A 15,306-nucleotide genomic window follows, 5' to 3' on the forward strand; every position below is an offset into this window, starting at 1 on the left:
CTGCCGCCGGGGAGAGCCGGCAGTGGCTGCCCGATTCAGGCGGCCGAATGCTGGGTGCTGTCGGCCGGATTGGGGATGATCGTCGCGGCAGCGGCGGCCTTGCGTGCCTTGCGGGCGGGCAGGGCGGCCACCAGGGCCATCACCAGGCTTGAGCCATAATTGGCAGCCTGCAGCAGCATCAGGGTGACCCAGAACCGGCTTTCGACGAAGGGTGCATAGACGATCGAGATACCGATCGCCACGCCGATCAGCGAGACGGCGAGGATGGTTTCGTTGCGGGCCATCTGGAAGGCCTGCATCAGCGCCGGCTGGTTTTCGGCCTTGGGCGTGCGGAAGAACGGCAGATGGCGCGTGATCAGACCATAGAGCACGGCGGTGCCGATGGTGAAGCTGAGGCTGAGACCCGCCAGGCAGGCGGCCAGACGGTTGCCGATGGAGCAGTTCACCCGACCCTGATAGAGCCCGATGATGTGGATGGTGCGGATCGCGAAGCCCGCCAGCGCCGGCACCACAAACAGCGAGGACGGCAGTTCCACGATCGCCGGGAAAGCGATGGCGAGTGCGCCCCAGATCACCGACATGACCGCGATGATCAGCCCGATCGCATCGGCGGCCCAGCCTGCCCAGCCGGACAGGAAGTGATATTTCTGCATCGGCTTCAGCGCCGATGGCGTCCGGCCGATAATCCGGCCCATATGGGCGCGCATGATCTGCATGCCGCCATAGGCCCAGCGGAAGCGCTGCTTCTTATAGGCCATGAAGCTGTCGGGCGTGACACCCCAGCCGAAGCGGTGGTTCGAATAGACCGAACTCCAGCCGTTCTCCATCAGGCGCAGGCCAAGCTCGGTGTCCTCGCAGATGCACCATTCCGACCAGCCACCGACGCTTTCCAGCGCCGCGCGGCGGATCATGGTCATGGTGCCATGCTGGACGATGGCGTTGTGGTCGTTGCGCTGAACCATGCCGATATCGAAGAAGCCGGCATATTCCCAGTTGGTCGCCGCCTTGAACGGGTGATCCTGCCAGTCGCGATGATCCTGCGGCGACTGAACGAAACCCACGGTCTCGTCGGCGAAATGCGGGGTCATCTTCCGCAGCCAGTCGGGCGAGACGACATAGTCGGCGTCGATGACGGCCACGACTTCTGCATCATCCGCCATGTTGCGCAGCGCATAATTCAGGGCGCCGGCCTTGAAGCCCGCCAGCGGCGAGACATGGAAGAAGCGGAACCGGGGGCCCAGCTCTTCGCAGATTCGCTCAAGCGGGCGCCAGACGGCCTCGTCCTTGGTGTTGTTGTCGATGACCAGCACCTCGAAATCCGGATAATCCAGACGGGCGAGGGCGGCCAGGGTTTCGCGCATCATGTCGGCCGGCTCGTTATAGGCCGGGACATGGATCGACACCTTGGGCAGCTTGAAGCCGTCCGGCGCCGTCTCGACAGGCTCGCTCGGCCGCTTGCGGCCACGCGCGAACAGCACCTCGACGAATTCCAGCGTCTGCGACAGCAGCAGGATGACCAGCATGGCCATCATCACCGCCAGCACGCCGCCGGCGACCGCGCCCGAGATGTCCATATACTGGACCGCGAAGCGATAGCCCACCCAGGCGACCAGTCCGGCCGAGGCCTGCACCAGCGCCACGAAGGCGATCCGGCCCGTCCACGACACGTCGCGGCGACGCCCCAGGAAATAGAGGTTGAGCGGCAGGGCGATCAGGGCGGCGGCCAGCGCGATCGCCGGCCAGGCCGGCAGCGGCGCCACCGGACCGGTCAGGTCGAATTTCGGCTGCCGGTCGGCGTTCCAGTAACCCCAATAGGCACCGACGCCGCCTTCGTCATACCGCTTCCACGGCTGATCGAAGGCTTCCATCAGATAGAAGCTGATCCCTTCGGCCTTGGCGCGGGCGTTCAGCTTGCGGATGAACTTCGCCTCCTGCGCCAGCGACGGCTGGGCGGCATTGAAGGCGCGGCCATCCGACGGCCAGCCGGCCTCGGCGATCAGGATCGGCTTGCCCGGGAACATCCGCTTCAGACGGTTGTGCATGGCCACCGTATGCTCGATCGACTGATCGACGGTCAGGCCTTCCCAATAGGGCAGGATGTGGATCGCCAGAAAATCGACGGCACGGCCAAGTTCCGGATGCTCCAGCCAGACATGCCACGGCTCGGCGGTCGACACCGGCTGGCGGACCTGGCTTTTCACCTGACGGATCCGGGCGATGACCTGATCGACCGTCTGGTCGGCGCGCAGGACCGACTCGTTGCCCACAAGCACGCGGGTGACGTTTGGATTGCGGCGGGCGCCCTGAACCAGGCTTTCGATCTCGCGGTCGTTCTTGGCCTCGTCCTTGTCGAGCCACGACCCCATCGTCACCTTCAGGCCGCGCTCACGCGCGATCGCGGGCACCTGGCCCTGAATGCCGAGGCTGGAATAGGTCCGGATCTCGCGGAACGTGGTGGCCACCAGCGACAGATCCTCGCGGACCTGATCAAGTGTCGGTTCCTCGCCGGCCTTGGGGTCGTTCTCTGGACGAAAAGGGGAATAGGCAGCACCGAGCAGCGGTTCGGTGACCGCCGGGAGTTCCCGCTCGTGCTGGTTCGGAAGAGCCCAGAAGGCGACGTTTCCAAGCGCAATGACGGCCGTTACGGCAACAGCGCCGATCCAGCCGCGCGTCTTGCCACGCGTCTTCATGGTCGGTTCAGCAGGCATGTCGTTCGGCACGATCCAGCGTCCCAAGTGATGCCACAGAAAAACGGCGTACCCCGGAATGGAGGACGCCATGAGCCAACCAGTCGATGTTCAAGTGGACTTAAAGGCTGTGCCCAACGATTTTCTGGTCATCGGGCCAACGGATCACACCCTTTTAAAGGTGTCGTAACCGTTTCTTTACTTCCAGCTTTGCCTCAGAGAACCGGGCGTCGCCACACCCGACACGTCCTCGTCTAACCGTTCTTTTTTTCTAGGCGACGCAGCCCTGCGTCGGTTACGAGTTATATATGCTCAGTGCCAAGGCACGCAACGGCGGATCACGCATAGCCATGTGTCAAGATATGTACCGGGAACATCCCTCGGCCCTGTTTATGCCCCTTGCCGGCCTTCTCATCGCCGCAGCCGTGCTGACGGCCCTGTGGTTGAGGGTGGAGGTGGTCCAACCGGAGACATTGACGTGGGCCTGCCTCGCCGATGGCCGCCCCTTGTGGTGCGGCCCACGCCAGTTGCTGCTTGAGGCGTTCAACCTGGGGATCTTCGGCGGGCTGGCTCTGATCGTGTCGGTGGCGGCGCTGCTGGTGACGCATCCGCTGGGCCGCAACCTGGCGCTGGCCGGGCTTGTGCTCTCGATCTTCGCCTTCGCGCTCTATAATGCCGGGGCCGCGGCCCCGGCGGCCGTCTTTGCGTCGCTCAGGCTGATGCGCGCGCGCGGCTGAACAATCCGGTCGCGATCATGAGGCCCGCACCTGCCAGGATCGCGCCGGCGATCTGGGCCGGCAGCGGCGCCGTGCCATACAGCACCCAGGTGAAGCCCATTGCCGCCACCGGCACCAGATTATAGGCCAGCGCCGCCCGCGCGGCCCCCAGCGCCATCACGCCGCGCGTCCACCAGACATAGGTGAGGACCGTGCCGCCGATGGCCAGGAATCCGATCAGCGGCCACAGCCCTGGCGCCGGCGGCAGGATTTCGGCGCCATGGCCCGCGACCAGCGCCGCAATGGCGAAGCACAACGCGCCCAGGCTCATGGTCACGGCGGTGGCGATGTCGGGCGGTGTCGCCTTCAGGCGCAGGCGCGCCAGCACGCCATAGAGTGCCCAACCGGCATTGCCGGCCAGGATCAGCCCGTCGCCGGGGTTGACGCGCAGCGCCGCCAGATGGGCCAGGTCGGGCACCGACACCAATGCCACGCCGGCCATGCCCAGCATCAGCCCGGCAACCAGTCGGCGGCCGGGCAGCCCGGCACCCATCAGCCCGCCGAACAAGGCCGCAAGCGCAGGGTTCAGGGTCATGATCAGCGCGGCGTTGACCGGCGAGGTCATCGGCAGGCCGGTGAACAGGCACCACGAGAACCCGAACACGCCGATCACCCCCATCAGCGCCAATGGCACGCCGTCGCGGAGCAGGGATCGGATGTGCAGGCGGCGGTGGATCAGCAGCGGCGGCAGCAGCACGGCGGCGGCGATCAGAAAGCGCCAGAAGCCCAGCCCATAGATGCCTGTATCCGGCACCAGGATGCGCGCGGCGATCAATGTGGCGCCCCAGAGCAGGGCGGTGAGCAGCAATCCGGCTTGAACAGGCATGTGGCGGATCTCCGGTTGGCGGCGGCCGCAGGCTCGTGGCCGCCGGTCGCCCGGATCTTGCCCTCGGCGGTATCGGGCTGGTACCACAGATATGAATGATCGGTTTTTCATTTTTGAAAATCGGTTGCGGCGTGGGGGCCGATGCAGCGTGGGGGCCGATGATGGCGCGGATCAGTTGGGACGATCTGCAGGTGGTGCAGGCGGTGTTCGAGGCCGGCACCCTGTCCGGCGCCGCCATCCGGCTGGCCAGCAGCCCGGCGACCATCGGCCGGCGGGTGGCGGCGATCGAGGCGGCGATGAATGTGGTGTTGTTCGCCCGCGGCGCCGGCGGCTATCTGCCGACCGCGGCCGGCACCGCGCTCGCCCGCCGTCTGACCCCGGTCGCCGAGGCCCTTTCGGGGCTGGAGCGCGAGGCGGCGGCATTGTCGGGGCATGTCCGTCTGGCCACCGCCGATACCCTGGCGGTCTATCTGGTGGCACCGGCATTGGCCGAGCTTGCGGCCCGTCGTCCCGAGATCACCGTGGAACTGCTGGCCAGCGCGCTGCGGCTCGATCTGCTGAAGCACGAGGCGGATCTGGCCCTCAGGCTGGTCCGGCCCGAAGCGCAGGGCCTGCTGATGCGACGCGTGGGGCGCATCCGCTATCACCTGTATCTGCGCCCCGACCGGCTGGAGACGATCCGGGCCGGTGGCCGTGTGCCGCTGATCGGCTGGGATCGTGGCTTTCAAGGCCTGGCTCTGGCACGTTGGATGGCCGAGGCTCTGGGCCATATGCCGGTCGGGATGAAATCCGACAGCATCGAGGTGCAGCGCGCCGCTGCGGCCGCCGGTCTGGGCATTGCGGTGCTGCCGGATTACATGTGCGGACCGGGCAGCGGGCTGGTGCCGCTGCCCGAGGCGCCGGTACCGCCCGACCGGCCGGTATGGCTGGTGGCGCGCCCCGATATGGCGCGCATGCCGGCGGTGCGGGCGGTGATGGAGGTGGTGGCGCGCGCGGCCCGGCGGGCGCTTTCCGAACGCCCGGACTTTGCAGCACCGTCCCCGGACGCTATCAATGAACCCGATCGAGATCTTCCGGCATCATCATCCTGAGGAACGCCCTTTCATGCCGCAGACCCCGCGCTTCCGGTCCGGCCCGCTGCCTGCGGCCGTCCGCCCCGCCGATGGAGCCGGGGACTTGCGTCGGCCAGAACCGGCCGACGTGCTGGTGGCGGATCTTGGCGGCACCAATCTGCGTATTGCCCGCCGCGATCGCCGCGGGCGCCTGACCATGATCGGCCGTGCTGCCACCGCCGATATCACCGATCTCGCGGCCACCCTGCGCGGCACCTGGTTGAAGGCCGTGGGCACCGTGCCGCAGGCGGCGGCGATCTGTGTCGCCGGCCCGGTCGATGGCGCGCGTGGCGCCGCCGTGCTGACCAACCGGCCCGGGCTTGCCATCGAGGCGCGCATATTGGGCGCCGGGCTGGGCCTGCCATCCGTGGCGGTGGTCAACGACCTGATGGCGCAGGCGACCGGGCTTGGCGTGATGACCGAACCCGGGGATGGCGCCGGCGACCACCGGCCGGATGACCGTTTCGAACATCTGCTCGCCGGCGCCGGCGATGCCGCGGCACCGCGCCTGCTGATCGGCATCGGCACCGGCTTCGGGACCGCGCTGCTGTTGCCCGGCCATCATGCCTTGCCGCAGGTGGTGCCGGCGGAAGGCGGCCATATCGCCCTGGCGGCAGAGACCGCCGACGAATGGGCGGTGATCGATGCCGCGCGCGCCCTGCCGGGCGTTGCCGGGGTGATGTCGCATGTCTCACTGGAGGATCTTGTGTCGGGGCACGGGCTGGGGCGGCTGGTGGCGGCCGTGGCTGCCGCACGCGATCTGTCGGGGCCGGGCATCGGCGGCGCTGCGTTGACGATGGATCCGCCGGCACTGGCGGCGGCGGCCCTGGCCGGCGACGACGCGGCGCAGGCGGGCTTCGCCTTGTTCTCGGGCTGGGTGGGGGCGGCGGCCGGTGACCTTGCCATTGCCACGGGCGCCCGTGGCGGCGTGGTGCTGGCCGGCGATCTGCTCCACGGTCTGGGCCGGCTGTTCGACCGCGATGTCGTTGCCGCACGGTTCAGAAGCAAGGGGCGGTTTTCCAGCTATCTTGCTGATGTTCCGCTTGATCTGGCCCCAGCGGGAGATGATCTGGCCCTGATCGGCCTGGCCCGTATCGCCGATATCCGGGCGGCACGTCCCGCCGGCCCGGTTTTCGACTGACCCTGAATCGTCCCACGCCCGCGGAGGCCGATGACCATGACAGCGCAGGATATGCCCTCGCCAGCCGCGGCCGGCTGCCGCATGCCGGGCGAGTTCGGCCCGCATGACGGCTGCTGGCTGATCTGGCCCGAGCGGCCCGACAACTGGCGGCTGGGCGCCAAGCCGGCGCAGGCGGCGTTCACGGCGGTGGCGACCGCGATCGCGGCCGTGGAGCCGGTGACGGTCGCGGCCTCGGCCGGGCAATGGGCCAATGCCCGCGCCCGGCTGCCCGGCCACGTTCGGGTGGTGGAGATGACCACGAATGACGCCTGGGTGCGCGACACCGGCCCCAGCTTTGTGATCGACGACCGGGGCGGCCGGATGGCGGTCGACTGGCGGTTCAATGCCTGGGGTGGCCTGATCGACGGACTGTATTTTCCGTGGGATCGCGATGATCAGGTGGCGGCCAAGATTGCCGGCATCGAGGCATCCGCTGTCTGGCGGGCACCGATCGTGATGGAAGGCGGCGCCGTTCATGTCGATGGCGAGGGAACAGCCTTTGTCACCGCCGAATGCCTGCTCTCGCCGGGCCGCAATGCCGCGCTGGGCCGGGATGCGACCGAGACGGCGCTGAAGGCGGCGCTGGGGGTGGATCTGGTGATCTGGCTGCCGCGCGGGGTGCATCTGGACGAAACCACCGGCCATGTCGACAATCTGCTGCATGTGCCGGCACCCGGCGTGATCTGCCTGACCTGGACCGATGACATGGCCGACCCGCAGCGGGCGGTTTCGGAAGAGGCCGAGGCGATGCTGGCCGAGGCGCGCGATGCCCGCGGCCGCCGCCTGGCCATCCACCGCATCCATCAGCCCGGCCCGCTCACCATCACCGCCGACGAGGCGGCGGGCGTCGACATCGTGGCCGGCAGCCAGCCGCGCCGCGCGGGCGACCGCATGGCCGGATCCTACTGTAATTTCTACATGGCCAATGGCGGGGCCAATGGCGCCGGGCGGCGGCGGATCGTGATGCCGCTGCTCGACCATGCCCGCGATCAGGCGGCGGCCGATGCGATCGCCGCCGCCTGTCCGGGATGGGAGGTGGTGGGTGTGCCGGGGCGCGAGATCCTGCTGGGTGGCGGCAATATCCATTGCATCACCCAGCAGGTGCCGGCGCGACGCCGGCCCGGTGCGGCCTGAGCGACCGTGATCGGGCCGTTGGCGCCGGTTAGAACCGGCCGCGCTGATAATCGTCGATCGCCCGCATGATCTCGGCCTGGGTGTTCATCACGAACGGACCATAGCGGGCCACCGGCTCGCCGATCGGCCGGCCCGCGACCAGGATGGCGCGGGCGGTGGCCGCGTCGTCATTGCGCAGCCGGACATCGCCATCGCCCGACAGCACGCCCAGCCGGCGCGTGGCGAGCGGGCTGGCCTCCGTCCCGGCGCCCACGCTGAGCGCGCCTTCATAGACATAGATGAAAGCGGCATGGCCGGCCGTCACCGGCAGGTCGACGCTGCCGCCGGCGGTGACGGCCACATCCAGATACAAGGGATCGCTTGCAACCCCGGCCACCGGGCCGCTGGTGCCGAAAACCGTGCCGGCAATGACCTTCACCCGGCCGGCACCATCCGGCAGCGGCACATCCGGAATGCTGTCGGGGCCGAATTCGCGATAGGCCGGCGCCTTCATCTTCTCCGACGCGGGCAGGTTCACCCACAACTGAAAGCCGCGCATCAGACCCTCGGTCTGCTCGGGCATTTCCTCATGAACGATGCCGCGGCCGGCCGACATCCACTGCACGCCGCCCGGCACCAGAACCCCAGCATGGCCGGCATTGTCGGCATGGCGCATGCGGCCGGCCAGCATGTACGTCACGGTCTCGAAGCCGCGATGGGGATGGGCCGGAAAGCCGCCGATATAGGCACCGGGGTCGTCGGAGCCGAATTCGTCGAGCATCAGGAACGGATCGAGCATGTCGAGCGCCGGCTGGCCGATCACCCGCGTCAGCTTGACGCCGTCGCCATCCGATGCCGGACGGCCGACGATGACCTTGGTCACCCGGCGACCGATGGCGGTGGTGGTCGTGTTGGGCATGGTGGCGGTCATGGCGGGTCGCCTTTCCTCTGGTCCGAAAATCGTGATGCCGGTGTATCGCGCTCGGCCCGGCATCATGCTCAGAACGGAAGATAGGCGCCCCGCCACTGTTTCCGTAGGGGGTACTGACGCAACGATCAGTGCACGCATTGGAAACGATCAGATCGCGACGACCAGCGCCTCCAACTGGTCAGGCGCACGGGTCAGCGAGAGGCAGCCGGTCTCGGTCACCAGCACCGTGTCGGAATGGCGAAAGCCGCCAATGCCGTCGATATAGATGCCGGGCTCGATGCTGAACACCTGTCCGGCCACGACGGTGCGATCATAACCGTCCGCCAGGAACGGTGCCTCGTGGCCGGTGACGCCGAAACTATGGCCGGTCCGATGCAGCCGCCGGTCGCCATAGCCGGCGTCGGTGATCACGGCATTCACCGCATGGTCGATGGCCGCCATTGAGGCGCCGGGCTTCAACAGGCTGAACGCCGTCTCGCGCGCGGCCATCATCGCCGCGAAGGGCGCCTGCGCGGCCGGGGGAACGTCGCCCAGAAAGAAGCAGCGCTCCAACTCGGCGGCATAGCCATCGGCCCGGCAGGCGATGACGCTAACATGCGGTCCACCCGTTTCCAGGGTCATGAACAGGTCGGTGAAGTTGTGGGGGTCGTGTGACAGCCGGGGGGGCTGGGCCACGGCCGCGAAGTCGCAGGCCAGCAGGTTGAGATGCGGATTGCCGGCGATGGCCGCGGCGGTCATCGCGCGCGACAGGGTCGCGTGGATCTCGATCATCGGCAGCCCTGGCCGCGCCATGGCGAGCAGGCGCGCATGAGCATCGGAAACCAGATCGGCTGCATGGCGCAACCGACCGATTTCATAGGCGGATTTCACCATGCGCAGATCCTCGACCAGTGGCGATGATGCCACCTGCATGCCGGCTGTCCGCAGGCGCTCGGCGACGAAGAGCGGGCAGTCTGGCTCCACCGCCAGCCGCGCCGCGCCGGGCAGCAACGATAGCAGGCGGTCATCCCAACCCCGGCCGGCCGGGGCCGGATACTCGTCATAGATCACCGGGTCGATGGCACCGATGCTTCTGATCAGCACATGCGGCGCCTCCAGCTTCGGGATCACGAAGTGCAGGGAGCCGGCTGCCGTCACCACCAGGATGAACGGACGCTCATGGACGAAACTGGCGAAATTGGTCAGGTAGTAGATGCTGTCGGGACTGGTCAGCACCATGGCATCGAACCGGCCGGTATCGAGCCCGCCCCGCAGGGCGGTGATCCGGTTCAGAAGCTCGGCCGTGGATGGCGGGGTGGTGATGGCGTCGGGCAGGGCCATGGCTGTCATCCTCTCAGGGGCGGGCTCTCAGGGCCGGGCTCTCAGGGCTGGGGTGGTGCGACGTTGACGGACGAGGGCGGCCTGAAAGAACAGGCCGCTCGCCAGCGGCGGGATCAGCCCCAGGATCAGGGCGATGCGCAGCGCCGTCGCCGCATCGCCGGCCAGGCCATAGGCCAGTGCCAGATCGCTGATCAGGCCGATAAGCGCCGGGCCGCCGCCATAGCTGACGATTGCCGTGGCAAAGACCATCAACGCGACGGCAGTTGCCCGGACATGCGGGCCGGCCGCCACCTGCATGCACGACATCGCCGGCCCCATACCCAGCCCGGAGACCAGAAAGCCCAGGAACAACAGGCCATAGGCGAAGTTGGTGTCGTCGATCAGGAAGGTCGCGGCGAAGAGCGGCACCGAAGCCAGGGCACTGAGGGCGGGCAGGCGGAACTCCCAGGCCCTGTGGCGCCGCATCAGCCGGTTGACCAGCCAGCCGCCGGCGAAGGTGCCGATCAGCACGCCCAGCCCCAGCGCCACGCCGCCGCTGCGGCCGAATTCGGCGATCGTCACCCCATGGGCGCGCTGGAAGAAGGCCGGAATCCAGGTCGACAACCCAACGGTGACATAGAAAAACGGGATGGCGATGAGCAGATGCGGCACGGCCGCGTTGGCGAACAGTTGACTGAGCGCGGTCTTGAGGCCGGGCGCGGCGACGTTTGCGGAAGTGCTGTCGAAGCGGCCCCGCGGCGGTTCGCGCATCACCAGCGGCACCACGATCGCCAGGATCAGGCCCGGGATGCCGAAATAGAAGAACACCTGGCGCCAGCCATGATCCGCGACCAGTGCCGCTGCCAGCACCAGACCGATCATGCTGCCCAGCGAGCCGATGCCGGTGAACACCGACACCGCCCAGGCGCGCCGTTCCGGTGGAAACAGATCGCCGATCAGAGCATGGGCCGAGGGCACACAGCCGGCCTCACCGATGCCGACACTCATTCTGGCGGCGAACAGGCTGGGAAAGCCGCGCGCCAGCCCGCAGGCGGCGGTGGCAAGGCTCCACAGAGCCAGCGATACGGCGATGATCCGAACCCGGTTCGACCGGTCGGCCAGCCGGCCCATGGCCAGACCGAACACCGCATAGAACAGCGCGAAGGCGAAGCCGCCGAGCAGCCCCATCCGCGCATCGCTGAACCCCATCTCGTGCTTGATCGGCTCTAGCAGAACCGAGAAAAGAACCCGATCCATATAGTTGAAAAGATTGATGATGCCCAGCATGAGCAGGGCCAGGCCCGCGCCTGTGGCGACGGGCGCCGAGGGGGTGCCCGCGGCGGGTGCCCCGATTGGTGTGGTCATGAAGCCGCCCCTGATCGTGTGTTCTGTCGATTGGTGTGGTGCGAGGGTCGGGCATCAGGTTAGCGGGCGGTCGTGTGGCCGGTCTGTCCGCCTTGTCCGCAATCGATTGCAAATCGTCCCTCGTCATGCCCAGATCTCTGACAGAATGCAACGAGGTGCAGGGGGGACATGGTCATGGCTGGTTCGACCGGCATAACGACGATGACGTTGGCGGCTGATGGTGGCTGGTGGCGGCAGAGCGCGATCACCCAGCTTGTGCAGAGCGGCGCGTTGGAAATGGCGCAGGCGCCGTTCACCGGCCATGGCCGTTTCGTGGTGCTGCCGGGCGACATCATCGCGTGGTTTCTGAACGGCCGGTTGACCAGTGACGTCATCCTGCGGGTGGTGATGGATAATACGCTGGGCCTGCAGTTCGTTCAGGCTGGTGGCGGACGGCGGCGGATCACCGCTCATGGCCCCGAGGCGCATGGCGGTGGCAATCTCTATGCCGGGATCTTTCCCGCCGGCAGCCGGCAGGTACGGCGCTGGCGCGCCGGGCGCCCCTTGCGTTATGCGGGGTTCTGGATCCCGCCCGCTCATGCCGTGTCGATGCTGTTTGCCGATCCGACAACCCGGCCGCCGGCCCTTCAGCGGCTGGTGGCGGGGGAACAGGCGGCGCCCTTCGGGCTCAGCGCCCCCATGACCCCTGCCGTGCATGGGGTCATGGACGCGCTGCTGGGCGCCAGTTTCCCATCGGGGGCGTTGCGTGACGCCTATGAGGTGTTGAAGCTTCAGGAACTGGTGCTGGAAGGAAGCCGGCTGCTTGCCGCCGCGGCTCAGCCGCGTGGCGCTGGTGTGGCCGTGCCGTCGTCGCTGCGCCACGAGATGCAGATCGAACGCGCGGCCGATATCCTGCGCCGGGAACTGGCGGAACCACCCGGCTTTCGCACCCTGGCGCAACGGGTGGGCATCAGCCACAACCGGTTGGCGAAGGGGTTCATCGATCGCTTCGGGTGCAGCCCCCATGCTTATGGAAAGATGCATCGGATGCAGGAGGCGCGACGGTTGATCCGCGGTGGCCGCCATGCCCTGGTCGATGTCGCATCCCTTGCGGGTTTTGATAGTCAGACGGCGTTCAGCCGGGCCTATCGCGCCGTTTTCGGGCATCCGCCAACCGCCGACCGTCCACCGGTGGACGGTCGGGACGATGCCCCATGATCATCAGGCGGGCGCCGCGACGGATGGAGCCGGCTGGCTGCCGCCATGGCGGCTGGCCAGCGGGACCAGCACGATCTGGGCATCGGGCAGGGCCGCGGCCAGCGCCGCGCGCATCCGGTTCATGACCTCGGCGACAGCCGCGAAGCTGCGATCGCCTTCGAAGGTCAGGGTGATCTCGATTTCGGCGCCGTTGCCCAGCCGGCGGCTGCGCACCCGCACCAGATCGTCGTAGTCGTTAAAGAACTGCGCCAGAACCTTGTTGATCTCCATCTGCATCGGTTCGGCCAGCGACCGGTCGAGCAGATCGGGCATGGCTTCCTTCAGCATGCCGAAGGTGGTGGCCAGCATGATGATCGCAACCGCCGTGGAGCCGACCATATCGGCCCAGTAGGACAGCATCATGTCGCCGCCCAGCTGATCGATGGCCACACAGCCCACCACCACCACCGATCCGATGGTCTTGGCCCAGCGTGCCCGGTATTGCGACCGCACGATGATCGAGGCGCCATCGCGGGCCGCCCGGCGCAACGACAGTAGCTGCCCGGTGTTCAGGAACAGATTGAAGGTCACGAAGAATGTCGCCAGATAGGCAGCGGTGCCGGTCTCCGACGGTGCCGGCACCTTGGTTGCCAGTTTGTAGAGGATGAAACAGGCGGCGATCACCAGTATCATCGCGATCAGGATCGAGACCGCCTGTTCCAGCTTGGCGGTGCCGTATTCGAAATTGCCCGTGCGGCGGCGGTTGATGTTGCGCAGCGTGGTATAGGACACCAGCCCGACACAGATCAGCAATGTGCCGCGAACGCCATCGGCCATCATGGTCAGCGAGCCCGACCATATGGCGACGGCCACGAAAGGGCCGCACAAGGCCAGATCGGCCAGAACCGCGATGGCAACGGCGCGTTCACGGGATCTCTCCGCGGGCGACAATGGGGTCATTTGGAACTCCGGGCCAACGGGCATGTAACGTCATGAGGACAGTGTTGCGCAACCGCGCGCAGCTTTCCAGTCCGCAGCCCCGGATGGACCAATGATCCTTCATCAGCAGGTGAAAGATCGCCTCCGGCGTGGGGTGCTCATATGGCCGCCGCTGCCGGGCCGGGATCAGTCTTCGCCGGCCGGACCGCGTCGGGGCGCGATCGCCAGGCCGGTCGCGAACAGCAGGCCGATGACCGCCCAGACATGCGCTTCGCCGTTCTCGGCACCCTCGGCCACGGCGACCGCGACCGCGCCGCCACCGACCATCAGGGCCAGCAGGGCTTCTTCGACCGGCAGCGTCAGGCGCGGGGTGCGGGCCCGGCCGGCGACGGGCATCAGGGCGTCCACGGCCCAGCCCAGCGCCGGTATCAGGAACGTGGCGATCGGGAAGTCGCGGTAGCGCGGATCCAGCGCCAGCCCGATCATCGCGATGGCGACGGATACCGCCGCCAGCCCGCGCAGCAGGCCATGGCGCAAGGCGCGTGCCTCGTCGTCTGTTCCCAGCCAACGGGCCTTATGGGGCATGCGCAGGGCGCTCAGCACCGTATGAACCGGGGCGGGCTGAATGCGCATCTCGGCACGCCCCGCCCAGCGCCGGGCCAGCACCACGGCCGTCACCGCCGACAGCAGCCACAGACCGATGCCGAAGGTCCATTCCACCGGGCCCCGATTGACCAGCGACAGGTGGTCGACCGACAGCAGCAATGTCGCCCCGGCAAGCTGTGCGGCGCTGACCGCCGCGGTCCAGCCCAGGATCTCGCGACCGACATGTTCCTCGATCGAGCGGTCAGGACGGCGGCGCCCTGCCATCAGCATCAGCATGGCGGCAACGAAGATGCCGCCGGCCGCCAGCCAGTACCAGTGCGGCATCTCGACCACCGGCCCGGTCAGGGGGAATTTCTGGTCGCGGAATTCATCCACCAGACCCCAATGGCCGCCGACGGTGCCTTCCTGCACCCGTTTCCAGGGCTGGTCGAAGGCTTCGATCAGGTTGTAATCGACCCCCATGCTGCGGGCGAGCGGAATGAATTCACGGATGAACCTGGCCTGATTGACCAGACCGGGGGATGCGGGGCCGCGGGTGCGGCCCTCGCTGGGCCAGCCGGTCTCGCCGATCATGATCGGCTTGCCGGGGAAGGCCTCCTTCACCTCGGCGATGATCCGGCGCAGGTGAGCCATGGAGTCGTCCACCGAGACCGGCTCGTCCTCCCAGTAGGGCAGGATATGGACGGTGACGAAATCGACCTCGTCGGCCAGCTCCCGGTTCTGCAGCCAGAATTCCCAGACATCGGCATAGGTGACGGGCTTGTCGGTGCGCGCCTTCACGCTGCGGATCAGTTCTCGCAGACGCTCCGGCGACTGTTCGCGCCGCAGCAGCACCTCATTGCCCACGATCACGGCCCGGATCGCATCCGGGTTGCGGTCCACCACGTCCAGCGCCGCATCGATCTCAAGCTGGTTGTTCGCAGGATCGGCACCGATCCAGATGCCCTGAAGCACCTTCATGCCCAACTGGGCCGCCTGGATCGACACCTCTTCCAGCCCCTGGCGTGCCGAATACAGCCGCACGCAGTCGGTGACCGATTTCAGAATCGCCATATCCTCGGCGATCTGGGCGGGCGGGGCGACGAAATCGACATTGTGGGGCGTCTGGCGGCCGCGGAACGGGGCATAGGATGTGCAGGCCACATGGGCATTCGGCACATCGGGCAGGGCCACCGGCGCATTCGTCCAGGACCACAGGCCCCAGGCGATCGCGGCGGTGACAAGAAAGGCGACCAGTCCGATCAGGCGCGACGACATCGCTCAAGGGCTCTCCCTGGCCAAGCTCGGCCCGTCCGG

General features: G+C 67.6%; 12 protein-coding genes. 5 read left to right on the plus strand and 7 right to left on the minus strand.

The genetic code is table 11. From position 1 onward, the window contains the following. Window positions 1–35: 35 nt before the first annotated feature. On the minus strand, window positions 36–2,708 hold the full coding sequence (locus WG924_RS01370; protein WP_345931021.1) for a glycosyltransferase: 2,673 nt from the start codon (window positions 2,706–2,708) through the stop codon (window positions 36–38). Window positions 2,709–3,160: 452 nt separating this feature from the next. On the opposite strand from WG924_RS01370, the gene WG924_RS01375 reads away from it, so the two are divergent. Beyond that, window positions 3,161–3,424, plus strand: a complete 264-nt coding sequence (locus WG924_RS01375; protein WP_345931022.1) for a hypothetical protein — start codon at window positions 3,161–3,163, stop codon at window positions 3,422–3,424. On the opposite strand, the gene WG924_RS01380 is transcribed toward WG924_RS01375, so the two are convergent. Beyond that, complete coding sequence (locus WG924_RS01380) at window positions 3,399–4,289, minus strand: DMT family transporter (protein ID WP_345931023.1); 891 nt, start codon at window positions 4,287–4,289, stop codon at window positions 3,399–3,401. The genes WG924_RS01375 and WG924_RS01380 overlap by 26 nt on opposite strands. 161 nt (window positions 4,290–4,450) lie before the next feature. Between WG924_RS01380 and WG924_RS01385 the strand changes: the two genes are divergently transcribed. The 3 genes from WG924_RS01385 to aguA all read left to right on the plus strand — a co-directional run bounded on the left by WG924_RS01385 (window position 4,451) and on the right by aguA (window position 7,715). After that, complete coding sequence (locus WG924_RS01385; protein ID WP_345931024.1) at window positions 4,451–5,380, plus strand: LysR family transcriptional regulator; 930 nt, start codon at window positions 4,451–4,453, stop codon at window positions 5,378–5,380. Window positions 5,381–5,465: 85 nt separating this feature from the next. Continuing rightward, window positions 5,466–6,542, plus strand: a complete 1,077-nt coding sequence (locus WG924_RS01390) for a glucokinase (protein ID WP_345931025.1) — start codon at window positions 5,466–5,468, stop codon at window positions 6,540–6,542. Between the two features lie 36 nt (window positions 6,543–6,578). Then, the gene (gene aguA / locus WG924_RS01395; protein ID WP_345931026.1) at window positions 6,579–7,715 is read left to right on the plus strand and encodes an agmatine deiminase; all 1,137 of its coding nucleotides are present in this window, start codon (window positions 6,579–6,581) and stop codon (window positions 7,713–7,715) included. Window positions 7,716–7,743: 28 nt separating this feature from the next. On the opposite strand, the gene WG924_RS01400 is transcribed toward aguA, so the two are convergent. From WG924_RS01400 to WG924_RS01410, 3 genes are all read right to left on the minus strand, one after another. After that, window positions 7,744–8,625 carry a pirin family protein gene (locus tag WG924_RS01400; protein ID WP_345931027.1) on the minus strand — a complete coding sequence of 294 codons (882 nt, stop codon included), beginning with the start codon at window positions 8,623–8,625 and terminating at the stop codon, window positions 7,744–7,746. 147 nt (window positions 8,626–8,772) lie between these two features. Further along, window positions 8,773–9,945 (minus strand): M24 family metallopeptidase, encoded by a 1,173-nt coding sequence (locus WG924_RS01405; RefSeq protein ID WP_345931028.1) that lies wholly within the window; start codon window positions 9,943–9,945, stop codon window positions 8,773–8,775. Between the two features lie 27 nt (window positions 9,946–9,972). After that, on the minus strand, window positions 9,973–11,289 hold the full coding sequence (locus WG924_RS01410; protein ID WP_345931029.1) for a spinster family MFS transporter: 1,317 nt from the start codon (window positions 11,287–11,289) through the stop codon (window positions 9,973–9,975). A 174-nt stretch (window positions 11,290–11,463) separates the two neighbouring features. On the opposite strand from WG924_RS01410, the gene WG924_RS01415 reads away from it, so the two are divergent. Next, window positions 11,464–12,486, plus strand: coding sequence for a helix-turn-helix domain-containing protein (locus tag WG924_RS01415; RefSeq protein ID WP_345931030.1), 1,023 nt, complete (start codon window positions 11,464–11,466; stop codon window positions 12,484–12,486). Between the two features lie 3 nt (window positions 12,487–12,489). Here the strand turns inward: WG924_RS01415 and WG924_RS01420 are convergent, their stop codons facing one another. Continuing rightward, a complete protein-coding gene (locus WG924_RS01420; RefSeq protein WP_345931031.1) occupies window positions 12,490–13,425 on the minus strand; it encodes a cation diffusion facilitator family transporter in 936 nt (311 codons plus the stop codon). Between the two features lie 165 nt (window positions 13,426–13,590). Then, the gene (locus WG924_RS01425; protein ID WP_345931032.1) at window positions 13,591–15,267 is read right to left on the minus strand and encodes a glycoside hydrolase family 17 protein; all 1,677 of its coding nucleotides are present in this window, start codon (window positions 15,265–15,267) and stop codon (window positions 13,591–13,593) included. Window positions 15,268–15,306 lie beyond the last annotated feature (39 nt).

It is taken from the genome of Tistrella arctica, assembly GCF_039630945.1.
GTDB lineage: Bacteria > Pseudomonadota > Alphaproteobacteria > Tistrellales > Tistrellaceae > Tistrella > Tistrella bauzanensis.

What these genes read in the sequence shown, in the direction of transcription:
- WG924_RS01370 (WP_345931021.1), bottom strand. Translation starts at nt 2,708, where the DNA reads ATGCCTGCTGAACCGACCATGAAGACGCGTGGCAAGACGCGCGGCTGG.
- WG924_RS01380 (WP_345931023.1), bottom strand. Translation starts at nt 4,289, where the DNA reads ATGCCTGTTCAAGCCGGATTGCTGCTCACCGCCCTGCTCTGGGGCGCC.
- WG924_RS01385 (WP_345931024.1), top strand. Translation starts at nt 4,451, where the DNA reads ATGGCGCGGATCAGTTGGGACGATCTGCAGGTGGTGCAGGCGGTGTTC.
- aguA (WP_345931026.1), top strand. Translation starts at nt 6,579, where the DNA reads ATGACAGCGCAGGATATGCCCTCGCCAGCCGCGGCCGGCTGCCGCATG.
- WG924_RS01400 (WP_345931027.1), bottom strand. Translation starts at nt 8,625, where the DNA reads ATGACCGCCACCATGCCCAACACGACCACCACCGCCATCGGTCGCCGG.
- WG924_RS01405 (WP_345931028.1), bottom strand. Translation starts at nt 9,945, where the DNA reads ATGGCCCTGCCCGACGCCATCACCACCCCGCCATCCACGGCCGAGCTT.
- WG924_RS01410 (WP_345931029.1), bottom strand. Translation starts at nt 11,289, where the DNA reads ATGACCACACCAATCGGGGCACCCGCCGCGGGCACCCCCTCGGCGCCC.
- WG924_RS01415 (WP_345931030.1), top strand. Translation starts at nt 11,464, where the DNA reads ATGGCTGGTTCGACCGGCATAACGACGATGACGTTGGCGGCTGATGGT.
- WG924_RS01420 (WP_345931031.1), bottom strand. Translation starts at nt 13,425, where the DNA reads ATGACCCCATTGTCGCCCGCGGAGAGATCCCGTGAACGCGCCGTTGCC.
- WG924_RS01425 (WP_345931032.1), bottom strand. Translation starts at nt 15,267, where the DNA reads ATGTCGTCGCGCCTGATCGGACTGGTCGCCTTTCTTGTCACCGCCGCG.